The organism is Neisseria sp. HMSC064D07 (assembly GCF_001837185.1).
In the GTDB taxonomy this organism is placed as follows: domain Bacteria; phylum Pseudomonadota; class Gammaproteobacteria; order Burkholderiales; family Neisseriaceae; genus Neisseria; species Neisseria flavescens_C.
In genome coordinates this window covers 1-9,987 of sequence record NZ_KV831692.1, presented here as the reverse complement: position 1 = coordinate 9,987, position 9,987 = coordinate 1, and the positions used below count along the sequence as shown (strand labels likewise).

At 50.1% G+C, this 9,987-nt stretch carries 13 protein-coding genes, 1 other RNA gene and 2 pseudogenes; 3 read left to right on the top strand and 13 right to left on the bottom strand.

All coding sequences use genetic code 11. From position 1 onward, the window contains the following. Positions 1–105: 105 nt before the first annotated feature. Positions 106–418 (top strand): annotated as a pseudogene (locus HMPREF2608_RS06640) (nicotinate-nucleotide diphosphorylase (carboxylating)); the annotation flags it as partial. Between the two features lie 363 nt (positions 419–781). On the opposite strand, the gene rnpB reads toward HMPREF2608_RS06640, so the two are convergent. The 7 genes from rnpB to HMPREF2608_RS06605 all read right to left on the bottom strand — a co-directional run bounded on the left by rnpB (position 782) and on the right by HMPREF2608_RS06605 (position 4,899). Beyond that, positions 782–1,143: RNase P RNA component class A (rnpB, locus tag HMPREF2608_RS06635), an RNA gene on the bottom strand. A gap of 53 nt (positions 1,144–1,196) precedes the next feature. Continuing rightward, a complete protein-coding gene (locus HMPREF2608_RS06630; RefSeq protein WP_070826398.1) occupies positions 1,197–1,904 on the bottom strand; it encodes a hypothetical protein in 708 nt (235 codons plus the stop codon). 54 nt (positions 1,905–1,958) lie between these two features. Beyond that, positions 1,959–2,192: a methionine-binding protein gene (locus HMPREF2608_RS06625; protein WP_070712458.1), complete on the bottom strand. Its 234-nt coding sequence runs from the start codon at positions 2,190–2,192 to the stop codon at positions 1,959–1,961. Positions 2,193–2,205: 13 nt separating this feature from the next. Next, the gene (ruvA, locus tag HMPREF2608_RS06620; RefSeq protein WP_063068624.1) at positions 2,206–2,790 is read right to left on the bottom strand and encodes a Holliday junction branch migration protein RuvA; all 585 of its coding nucleotides are present in this window, start codon (positions 2,788–2,790) and stop codon (positions 2,206–2,208) included. A gap of 98 nt (positions 2,791–2,888) precedes the next feature. Continuing rightward, a complete protein-coding gene (locus HMPREF2608_RS06615) occupies positions 2,889–3,605 on the bottom strand; it encodes a septal ring lytic transglycosylase RlpA family protein (protein ID WP_070826397.1) in 717 nt (238 codons plus the stop codon). A gap of 48 nt (positions 3,606–3,653) precedes the next feature. Then, positions 3,654–4,118 (bottom strand): tRNA (uridine(34)/cytosine(34)/5-carboxymethylaminomethyluridine(34)-2'-O)-methyltransferase TrmL, encoded by a 465-nt coding sequence (gene trmL / locus HMPREF2608_RS06610; RefSeq protein ID WP_070826396.1) that lies wholly within the window; start codon positions 4,116–4,118, stop codon positions 3,654–3,656. Positions 4,119–4,182: 64 nt separating this feature from the next. After that, the gene (locus HMPREF2608_RS06605; RefSeq protein ID WP_070826395.1) at positions 4,183–4,899 is read right to left on the bottom strand and encodes a ComF family protein; all 717 of its coding nucleotides are present in this window, start codon (positions 4,897–4,899) and stop codon (positions 4,183–4,185) included. On the opposite strand from HMPREF2608_RS06605, the gene bioH reads away from it, so the two are divergent. Together bioH and HMPREF2608_RS06595 are read left to right on the top strand one after the other, a co-directional pair. Further along, positions 4,898–5,644 carry a pimeloyl-ACP methyl ester esterase BioH gene (gene bioH / locus HMPREF2608_RS06600; RefSeq protein ID WP_036492479.1) on the top strand — a complete coding sequence of 249 codons (747 nt, stop codon included), beginning with the start codon at positions 4,898–4,900 and terminating at the stop codon, positions 5,642–5,644. The genes HMPREF2608_RS06605 and bioH overlap by 2 nt on opposite strands. A 60-nt stretch (positions 5,645–5,704) precedes the next feature. Then, the gene (locus HMPREF2608_RS06595; RefSeq protein WP_049322981.1) at positions 5,705–6,511 is read left to right on the top strand and encodes a class I SAM-dependent methyltransferase; all 807 of its coding nucleotides are present in this window, start codon (positions 5,705–5,707) and stop codon (positions 6,509–6,511) included. 67 nt (positions 6,512–6,578) lie between these two features. On the opposite strand, the gene HMPREF2608_RS06590 is transcribed toward HMPREF2608_RS06595, so the two are convergent. The 6 genes and pseudogenes from HMPREF2608_RS06590 to HMPREF2608_RS11375 form a co-directional block, all read right to left on the bottom strand. Further along, positions 6,579–6,827, bottom strand: a complete 249-nt coding sequence (locus HMPREF2608_RS06590; RefSeq protein WP_003686612.1) for a BolA family protein — start codon at positions 6,825–6,827, stop codon at positions 6,579–6,581. 126 nt (positions 6,828–6,953) lie between these two features. Beyond that, entirely contained in the window at positions 6,954–7,283 is a 330-nt protein-coding gene (locus tag HMPREF2608_RS06585) for an FKBP-type peptidyl-prolyl cis-trans isomerase (RefSeq protein WP_094192864.1), read from the bottom strand. A 137-nt stretch (positions 7,284–7,420) separates the two neighbouring features. Further along, a complete protein-coding gene (locus tag HMPREF2608_RS06580; protein WP_070826394.1) occupies positions 7,421–8,482 on the bottom strand; it encodes a hypothetical protein in 1,062 nt (353 codons plus the stop codon). Between the two features lie 23 nt (positions 8,483–8,505). Beyond that, positions 8,506–9,192, bottom strand: coding sequence for a hypothetical protein (locus HMPREF2608_RS06575; RefSeq protein ID WP_070826393.1), 687 nt, complete (start codon positions 9,190–9,192; stop codon positions 8,506–8,508). A 135-nt stretch (positions 9,193–9,327) separates the two neighbouring features. Continuing rightward, positions 9,328–9,795, bottom strand: a complete 468-nt coding sequence (locus tag HMPREF2608_RS06570) for a CinA family protein (protein WP_070826392.1) — start codon at positions 9,793–9,795, stop codon at positions 9,328–9,330. Between the two features lie 118 nt (positions 9,796–9,913). Then, positions 9,914–9,987 (bottom strand): annotated as a pseudogene (locus HMPREF2608_RS11375) (IS1595 family transposase); the annotation flags it as partial.

The window sequence follows — 9,987 nt, the reverse complement described above, 5'->3', positions numbered from 1 at the left end:
GCGATGGTTTGGGCGGCAAGCCTGGCGGTAACGATGCATTCGAGCAAGGAGTTGCTGGCGAGGCGATATTACATCCGCTTCCAAGCCGAAATCCACGACGGGTAAGCCGTTCGGCAGGCAAGACAGGCGGTTGGAGCATTGACCTGCGTAGAAATCGAAGTGGACACGTTGGCACAACTGGACAAAGCCATCGCGGCAAGCGCGGAACGGATTTTGCTGGACAGCATGGAGACAAAACCTTGAAAGAAGCGGCAAACCGCTGCTATACACAAATCGCCCACTCCCACGCTATCTATTGCGAGGCATCGGCTTCGACCGTCTGAAGCGTGTGGCACAAACCGGCGTGGACGGCATCGCCCTCGGCTATCTGACCCACAGCAGCCGCTCGTTGGATATAGGATTGGATTTCGTGGCGTGAATTTCAAAAATACAACGATTGCCTATAAAGGTACAGGTCTCAAGCTGTGCTATTGGCCAAGCAGAGTGGCTTTGAAAAGGATAAGAAGAGATAGGTAGGACGGCTATAGAGGTCTCTAATGTAACGAGTTCTTTAATGATTCAGGGAGTGCTCGATCAACTGCTAATCAAATATCTACTCCAACTTCAATAAGGGTAAACGGTCGATGTGCTTGATAGGCATGGCTTATGTAAATTTACTGAAAAAAGGGTGCTAATGCCCCTAAGTGTGCTTGGTAGTAATTTAGAAGATTTTACAAAGGTCTCAGCCTTTTTATTTCTATAAAAATGCGGCAGGTTTTTAAAACCTGCCGCGGTATGGGGACATACAGCTCGGACGGTAAGCCGGGTTCTGTCGAGGACAGTCATTCCTCTAGGCACATCATTGCTGGTGTGCTCAAGCAACCTACCCGAACGCTCGGCGAGCAGCGTCATCGCGTTCTGTTTGGTCTTGCTCCGAATGGGGTTTAGCCTGCTGCGCTTTGTTACCAAATGCACGGTGCGCTCTTACCGCACCTTTTCACCCTTACCTGTTTTGCCCGAAGGCAATCATCGGCGGTATTGCTTTCTGTTCCACTTTCCGTCGCGTTGCCGCGCCCGGCCGTTAGCCGGCATTCTGCTCTATGGAGCCCGGACTTTCCTCCCCGTATGCCTTACGCGATACGCGGCGACTGTCTGTCCGACCTGTATGAGGTGCGGATTATAACACAGCCGCCATAGGGTTCAGACGGCCTAAATATTTATTTTTTCTTTTTAAATGCTATTTCGGTCAAACCCAATTCCTGTGCTTTTTTGCGGACTGCGAATTCGGGCATTTCTCGTGCCAGGCGGCTGGTGCAGTATTCGGTCATGGTGGTGGCGCAGGCTTTGAAGTTGCCGGTAAAGTCGCTGGCGGCACTTAAAAACGGGATGAGGCGGCCGGCCATGATTTCTTCGGCCGGTGCGTCTGTTTGGGCGGATACGCGTCCGGACTCGACCGCCGAGAAGATTTGTTCGGTAAAGCGTCGGGCGAAGTTTTCTTCTGTTTGGCAGTCTTGGAATGCGGTGTTTTCGTGTTGGCAGACAAGGGTAACTTCGCCTTGAGCTTCTTGCAGCGGTTCGGCCAAATAGAGTTTGAGGGTTTGCTTGTCGGTTTGCAGCCAGGCAGTGCGGCCTTGGGTTTTGATGATTTTGCCGTAAACGCCGATGGCATCGTTTTCGGGGATGTTTTTCTGTTCGGCAAGTTGCTGGGCCGAGAATAAGGGGGCTTGTTCGGCAAATGCGCCGCCGGTTTCGTGTTTGAAGTAGGCGGCGAGGTCTTGTTTGATGAGGGCTTGGGTCAGTAGTTTTTCGCCTTCGGTCAGGCGGTGTGCAAAGCCGTGTGTTTTTGGGGCGGATGCGGCATCCGTGGTCTTGGTGTCCGGTGTGCAGGCGCTCAGGAGTAAAAGCAGGGGAAGGATGTATTTCATGGTTGGTCTCTCAACAGTCCGTCTGAACCTATGGTTTCAAACGGTCAGCGTTGTTTATCGATAACGATAAACCCGGCGGGGATAAACGGGATAAGCCGGGTAATTGCGGACGGGTTCGCTGTCTTGATAGATGACGGTCGTCCCGGGCGGAGCGTTGATGGTCACGGTTTTGTTGACAGTGGTTTGCGAGTGGACGGGCAGGTCTAAGACGGCGGTGCGCCCGTATGGAGTCTCGGTATAAACGCACGCGCTTAGAAGCAAGGCGGCACTCAGGACGGCGGTTTTCATGTTTCAGACAGCCTTATTTGAGCAGGTTTTTCAAGGCCAGGCGCACGCCTTCGCCGACTTCCGTGCCTTTGGGAATGCCTTTGGTGGCAGCTTTGGCTTCGCGTTCGTTGTAGCCGAGGGCAAGCAGGGTGTTGATGATGTCTTGACTTTCATCGGCAACGGCATCAGGGGCAAACAGACCGTCTGAAACGGTATGGGATACGAGTTTGCCGCGGAGTTCCAACACCATGCGTTCGGCGGTTTTCTTGCCGATACCGGGGGCGGAGGAGAGGCGTTTCACGTCTTCTTCGGCGATGGCTTGCGCCAGCTCGTCGGCATTCATGGCCGACAAAATGCCCAATGCGGTTTTAGCACCGATGCCGCTGACTTTGACCAGTTGGCGGAAGGTGGCGCGTTCCTCGGCTGAGGCGAAACCAAACAGCAAATGTGCGTCTTCGCGGACGACAAGCTGGGTGTAGAGATGGACGGTTTCGCCAACGGAGGGCAGGTTGTAGAAAGTCTGCATGGAAACGTCGGCTTCATAACCGACGCCGTTGACGTCGATAACGACCTGCGGCGGATTTTTCTCAATCAATTTGCCTGTAAGCCTGCTGATCATGGTGCTCCCCTGTGATTAAAAAAGGCCGTCTGAAACCTTGCAATCGGGTTTCAGACGGCCTTGTATTGTATCAAACTTCAGCGGTAACGCGGACGAAATCAGATGGCGGATGCCAGGTTTAGATGACGGGCGCGTTCGCCTGCTTCGGCGGCACGTTCTTGGCTGCTGAACGGACCCATTTTGACAACGTATTCGTAGTTGCGTTTTTCAAGCATGACTTTGCTGTCTGACGGCAGGCTTTGTGCGGCTTGGTTCAAATAAGCCTGTGCTTCGCGTTGGGTACCGAAGGATTTCAAATCAACAAAAAATTCTTTGTTGTTTGGGGAAATAATGGTTTGAGCGGCGGTTTGGCCAGGGATGATTTGCTCAACTTTGACGTTGGCTGTGCCTTGGTTGATGAAACCCAATTGTTGGGCGGCAGCTTTGGAAACATCGATGACGCGGTTGCCGTGGAAAGGGCCGCGGTCGTTGACGCGGACGATGACGCTTTTGCCGTTTTGCATATTGGTCACGCGTGCGTAGCTGGGAATAGGGAGGGTTTTGTGGGCGGCGGAGAGGGCGTTCATATTGTAACGCTCGCCGCTGGAAGTTTTACGGCCGTGGAATTGGTTGCCATACCATGAGGCTTTGCCGGTTTGGCTGAAAGAGGAAACTTGGGTCAGCGGCGTGTAGCGTTTGCCGGCAACTTTGTAACTGCGGTTGGCAGAAGGATGCAGTTTTTCGACTCGGACCACGCTGTCGGCAACGGCGGCATTGATGGAAAGGACGCCGATGGTGGCGGCTAAGGAAAGGAGGGTTTTTTTGGTAAAAGTCAAAACGGGTTCCGTTCTTGAGTTGATAACGCAGCGGTTTCAGACGGCCTGCTATACGCCGCCGGCAAAACCGTTTTGCCGCCATGCTTCAAACAGAATAACAGCGACAGTATTGGAAAGATTCATGCTCCTGCTGCCGGGCATCATCGGCAGGCGGATTTTTTGTCCGGCAGGCAGGCTGTCGAGAATTTCGGCAGGCAGGCCGCGCGTTTCGGGGCCAAACAGCAACACGTCGCCTTCGCGGAAGGAAACTTCGTCGGGGCGGGTAGAGCCTTTGGTGGTCAGCGCGAAAATGCGGCGGCCTTTGAGTGCCTTGAGGCAGTCTTCGAAATTCTCATGTACCGTCAGTTTGGCAAACTCGTGATAATCCAAACCCGCACGTTTCATTTTGGACGAATCCAGCGGAAACCCAAGCGGCTTGACCAAGTGCAAATCGGCACCGGTATTGGCGCACAGGCGGATGATATTGCCCGTATTGGGCGGGATTTCAGGTTGGTACAAAACTATGGTAAACATATAAATCAATCACTTATAGAGTGGCATAATGCCGAAATGTTCCATGGGTGTCAAAAACTTTAAGCTATTTTTTCATTGGCGGACGCGCCAAACTCCAGCAAAAAATCTTACCTGCGCCTGATTTTTTCAGCGTTTTCGCCAATTCGTCCAAAGTCGAGCCGGTGGTAAAGACATCGTCAATTAACAGAATATTACACGCCTTCGGCAATTCGGTTTTGATTTTAAATGCATTCTTGATATTTCGCCGACGTTCGTCGCTTTTCAGCGTACTTTGCGGCTCGCCATGCCGTCTGAAAACCGCGTGTCGCGGCAGCAGCGTCCAGCCGTAGCGTTTTGCCAAAATATCCGTCAACGCCTCGCTTTGGTTGAATCCGCGCTTGAGCCGCCGCTCTTTGCTCAAAGGCATGGGCAGGACGAAATCGAAGTGTTCCGTCGCCAGCCAGCCGGGTGCGTTTTGGCACATCAAATCCGCCAACGGACGGCTCATGCCCAAATCGGCCAAGTGTTTCAGCTCGCGTATCATGCTGCTGACGGGCGGTTCGTAATACAGCGAGGCCCACATTCTATCAAATGCGGGCGGCTTTTTCTGACAACCGCCGCACACCGCCCCGCCCGCGACAGGGCGGAAACACAAAGGGCAGCTTTGTGCCGCGTCGATAAAATATTCCGTCAAATCGTTTGCGCAGCCTCGGCAAAGGCCGTCTGAAACGGAATCGTGGCATAATACGCAACGTCGCGCATTGAGCCGTTTCAAATTGCGCCACCAAGAAAGAACATTCATGCCACACTCCGCCAAAAAAGTTTATCTGATACACGGTTGGGCGGCGAACCGCCATGTATTCGACGATTTGATACCGCGCCTGCCTGCCGGTTGGGACGTCCGCGCGCTTGATTTGCCCGGACACGGCGATGCGCCTTTTACCGAGCCGTTTGATATTGCCGCCGTTGCCGAAACCTTCGCTGGACAAATCGACACGCCGGCACACATTCTCGGCTGGTCGCTGGGCGGACTGGTTGCCCTGTATCTGACCGCGCTTTATCCCGACAAAATCCAATCGCTCTGCCTGACGGCAAGTTTTGCCCGATTGACTGCCGACATGGATTATCCCGAAGGCTTGGCGCAACCTGCCTTGGGCAAGATGGTCGGCGCATTCCAGCAGGATTATGCCAAACATATTAAACAGTTTCTACAACTGCAACTGCTGCACACACCCCATTCCGGCGAAATCTTAAACCGGGTGCTGCCCGATTTGGCGCGCTGCGGCACGCCTTCCGCCTTACAGGCCGCGCTTGAAGCGGTCAACCATGCTGACGCGCGTCCGTTGTTGCCGCTGATTCAAACGCCGTCACTGCTGGTGTTTGGACAGAAAGACGCCATTACGCCGCCGCGCATGGGCGAATATTTACACCGCCATTTGAGCAACAGCGAGCTGGTCCTTATCGACAAAGCCGCACACGCGCCCTTTCTAAGCCATGCCGACGAATTTGCCGAAACCTACCGCAATTTTGTCGAAAAGGTCGTCTGAAACAAACATCAACCATAAAAACAGAATATTGTCGGGCAAAGCCCGCTGACACGACCCACCATGACCGAACAAGACAAACGCTGGCAAATTCACCGCCATCTCGCCCAAGACACCGACGAGCGCCTGCAGCTGGTCCGCAATGCACCCAAACGCATCATGCTGATTGGTGCCGATGCCGACATCAGCCGCAGCCTGCTGGCCGCGCGTTATCCCGACGCCGTGTTTGAAGAATACGATCCGAATGCCGACTTTTTGAAAACCGCCGCCGCCGCGCGCAAAGGCGGTTTCTGGCAGAAGCTGACCGGCAAAACCATTCCGCAACATTGCCAAGCCCTGACCGCGCCGCTGCCTGAAGCCGCCGCCGATATGCTGTGGGCCAACCTCAGCCTCAGCCGCGCCGACGATATTTTGCCGGTATTGAAAAACTGGGCCGCCGCTTTGAAAACCGACGGATTATTGTTTTTCACGCACTTTGGCCGCGACAGTCTGACCGAGCTGACAGGCCGTCTGAACCATGAAGGCATCGAATGCGAAGCGCCCACGCTGATTGATATGCACGACTTGGGCGATATGCTCGCCGACAACGGCTTTTACGATCCGGTAACCGACACGGCCAAGCTTGAATTGAGCTATAAAAAAGCCGGGACGTTTTGGCAGGACATGGAAACCTTGGGATTGTGGAATGCGTTGAAGTTCAGCAATCCGCAAGCGGCTAAGGAATGTGTGGATAAGATTTTTGCCAACGAAGGCCGTCTGAACATCACGCTTGAAACCGTGTACGGCCATGCCGTGAAGAAATTGGTGTTGCCGCAAGGAGAGAACGTGGTGCAGTTTTTCCCGAAAAAACAGATGCAGGCCGGAAGCTGAGGGCTGCTTGGGTTTGAATGCAAAAAGGCCGTCTGAAGTTTCAGACGGCCTTTTGTTTGATTCCAAATTAAGCCTGTTTGGCAGCCCATTCGGCCGGAGTGGCGGCAACGGAAATCGACAGCGCGTGCAATTCGTTGCTTTCGAGTTGCGGCTTGAGGCCGTCTTTAATCAGGCGGTGGCGGGCGAGGCGGGCTTTGCCTTCAAATGAGGAGGAAACGATTACGGCGAAGAAGTGATGGCCGTCGCCTTCGACTTCGACGTGTTCGCAAGGGGTAACGCCTTCAATCAGGGTTTTGACTTGTTCGGGTAAAAGCATGGGGGTTCCTTGGGAAATGGTTTGCTTGTAAAAGAGGGCATTATACCGAATCTTGATAAAAACAGGCCGTCTGAAAAACCAAACTTCGGATTTCAGACGGCCTCGGTCTTTTGAAGCGTCAAATGCTTATTCGTACACTTTCAGCAGCTCGACTTCAAAAATCAAGGTTGCGTGCGGAGGAATCACGCCGCCGGCACCGTGTGCGCCGTAGCCCATTTCGGAAGGAATGGTCAGCTTGCGTTTGCCGCCTTCTTTCATGCCGCCGAAGCCTTCGTCCCAACCTTTAATCACTTGGCCGACGCCCAGTGTGATGGTCAGCGGTTGACGGCGGTCGAGGCTGGAGTCGAATTTGGTACCGTCTTCCAACCAGCCGGTGTAATGTACGGTGATCTCTTTGCCTTTGACGGCTTCTTTGCCGTGGCCTTCTTGCAAGTCTTCAATAATCAGGCTCATGATGTTCCTTTCGGATGTATGGTGAAAATCGGCTCAAGATTACCATAATTGTGTGGAATCGTGAAACAAATGCGCCCATATGGCCGGCAACAAAAAGGCCGTCTGAAACCTGATTTCCAGATTTCAGACGGCCTTTTTAGTTAAGAAAGCATCAGTCCATGTGATTGGGATTGCACCATTTGTTTTTGTTTCGCCTCATATTCAAAATTTTGTGCGGTCTCCTGTATTTTGGTTAAACTTTCTTCGATGGGTGTAGTTGCAGCTATTTTCATATTCGCAGAAGCTGTTATCAACCCAGGATCTTTGTGTCCGATAGATATTTCCCCATTATCTTTAATATTGATTAAAGACACGCCCTGCATTTTGTTTGCATAGCCTGCTGAGGTTAATGACATAGCAATTTTATCTACATCATTTGTATCATAGGCAATATTTTTCTTATCACAGAAGTCAGTAAAAGCCTGTTTACACTGGTGGAAGATGGTCTGGGCAGTTTTAGGCATATCGTTGATTTGTAGAATATTCCCATCAATACCAGCCTGTGCGTATCGATATTGTTGTTCGTGTTGATTTTCACTGATAAGCCACTGTATAGGAGTACGTTTAGGCATCGCCCTTTTGATGGTTTGGTTCAAGTCGCTATTGGGAATCTGATTAGAAATCTTGTCAAACTCTTCTATATTAGGCAATACTCGTATAGTTCCTTCGTAAGAATTATTAATGGTTCTACCTACCTCCACCCCCTCATAATGATGGATGTATTCTTTACCCTTGTATATTCCACTACGATAGAGGGCTGTAAAAGTGAAGTCGATACAACTGTTGGTAGCCCAGTTGTATACTTCTTTATTAAAACCGTAGTTTTGGGGGTATTCGCCAAAATTCTGTAAGGCCATATATTGTTCTTTGGTAATCTCCATAGTTCGTTCATAAACTGGATTCAAGTATTCTTTGTGTTCCCCCTTTTGGACATCTCCTGGTTTGTCAGGGTGATACCAATGGTATTTATCAGTATCTAGGGGAGGGGCAAAACCGTATGAATCGATAGTATGACCTCCATCTTTGCTGATACCGTAGAACACATGGCCTGGTTGAGAAGTTTTTTGCTCACCATTTTCCATCCAAGGTTTTCCATCCTTAAATAAAGGGGTACCGGGTGCAGCTACATAGATGGTTAAAGTGTATCTGTTATCATCATTCATAAGACTTCCTTTTTATTTAAAGTTTACTTTGGGGTTCGTTCTGTACTGATATATACAGATAATTTAAGTTTTGGGTAGTCTGGAAATTTTTTCAATGACCTAATGGAAAGACGATAATATCCCCCTTCTTCTTGTATTAAAAAATATGCCATCTCATTTTTATGAACGCCGTACTTTTTATTGTCAAATATCCTTAATGGAGGAATGCTGGAGGCTAAATCAGCAGTAAACTGAGTTAGTTCTCTTTGAAAACGGGGGACTGTTCCATTTTTATTTTTGTTTTTATATTGAAGTAAATCAGGATAATATATCCATTCATTACTTAAACCAATTTTAGTTTCTATATTGTTACTATCAAAATGAGATAGATTGGCTTCAAACTGCAACATTTTATTTTTAATTAAAATATCATTCGTATCTAGGCCTTTTGAAGCATCATAATATTTGTTATCATCAATTGGATACATTGTCATAATATAGATAACATAATTAGTTTCAGGTGCTTTTGGCTTTTTATTCAATTTAAAATAAAACACTTGCTCCTTTTTGGGGTCGATAATTAAAGGTTGTTCGAATGGTATTTCGTATACGGGATGTCCATTAATCTCTTTAGGTCCATTTTTGTATGGATCATTATATTGGGAACAGGCACTTAAAAAAGTTGCAAAAAAGCCTAAAAGAGCTAGTGTATATTTTTTTGTTTTGTTCATTATTTTTCCTTTATATTTTCGGTTGATAGTAAAAAATATGATTAAGTATATACCATTAAAGTTTTAAATATCTTAATTTATGAAAGGCCGTCTGAAACCTGATTTCCAGATTTCAGACGGCCTGTGTTTTTGCTATCAAACCAAATGTTCCGCCAAGAAAGCCAATGCGTATTCGACGGCTTGCGCCCTTACTGCTTCGCGGTCGCCTGTGAAAAGCGCGGTTTGCTCAAACGAGCCTTCGGGCGTGGCCAGGCCGAACCAGACTGTGCCGACCGGTTTGGCCGCGCTGCCGCCGCCGGGGCCGGCGATGCCGGAAATACTCAAGGCGTAATCGGCTTGCGCGACGGCCTTTGCGCCGCGTGCCATTTCATAGACGGTCTCGCGGCTGACCGCACCGTGTTTCAGCAAGGTATCGGGCATGACGCCGAGGCGGTCTTGTTTGGCTTGGTTGCTGTATGTGACGAAGCTTTGGTGAAACCACTGCGAGCTGCCGGAGAGGGAAGTCAGCGCACCTGCAAGCAGGCCGCCGGTGCAGGACTCGGCGCAGGTAACGGTTTGGCGGCGGCTGGTCAGGTGTTCGGCGATGGTTTGCAGATGGGACATGGCGGCTCCTTATGGAAAAGGGTGAGATTTAGGTGAGAGTTTAACCTGCTTATGTTTCAGAGAGGCTTAAGATGTAAGAAATTCTAGCGTTTTTTTTGGGGGCTGACGTAGATTAGCTCTAAATTCCACACCAATCCCGCAGAATTTTTAGCTGCCGGGACGGTGTGCCGAAGTTAAATCGAAATTCGCATT

Coding starts and splice junctions, on each gene's coding strand:
- HMPREF2608_RS06630 (WP_070826398.1), bottom strand. CDS start 1,904: ATGAAATACATCCTTCCCCTGCTTTTACTCCTGAGCGCCTGCACACCG.
- HMPREF2608_RS06625 (WP_070712458.1), bottom strand. CDS start 2,192: ATGAAAACCGCCGTCCTGAGTGCCGCCTTGCTTCTAAGCGCGTGCGTT.
- ruvA (WP_063068624.1), bottom strand. CDS start 2,790: ATGATCAGCAGGCTTACAGGCAAATTGATTGAGAAAAATCCGCCGCAG.
- trmL (WP_070826396.1), bottom strand. CDS start 4,118: ATGTTTACCATAGTTTTGTACCAACCTGAAATCCCGCCCAATACGGGC.
- bioH (WP_036492479.1), top strand. CDS start 4,898: ATGCCACACTCCGCCAAAAAAGTTTATCTGATACACGGTTGGGCGGCG.
- HMPREF2608_RS06605 (WP_070826395.1), bottom strand. CDS start 4,899: ATGAATGTTCTTTCTTGGTGGCGCAATTTGAAACGGCTCAATGCGCGA.
- HMPREF2608_RS06595 (WP_049322981.1), top strand. CDS start 5,705: ATGACCGAACAAGACAAACGCTGGCAAATTCACCGCCATCTCGCCCAA.
- HMPREF2608_RS06590 (WP_003686612.1), bottom strand. CDS start 6,827: ATGCTTTTACCCGAACAAGTCAAAACCCTGATTGAAGGCGTTACCCCT.
- HMPREF2608_RS06580 (WP_070826394.1), bottom strand. CDS start 8,482: ATGAATGATGATAACAGATACACTTTAACCATCTATGTAGCTGCACCC.
- HMPREF2608_RS06575 (WP_070826393.1), bottom strand. CDS start 9,192: ATGAACAAAACAAAAAAATATACACTAGCTCTTTTAGGCTTTTTTGCA.
- HMPREF2608_RS06570 (WP_070826392.1), bottom strand. CDS start 9,795: ATGTCCCATCTGCAAACCATCGCCGAACACCTGACCAGCCGCCGCCAA.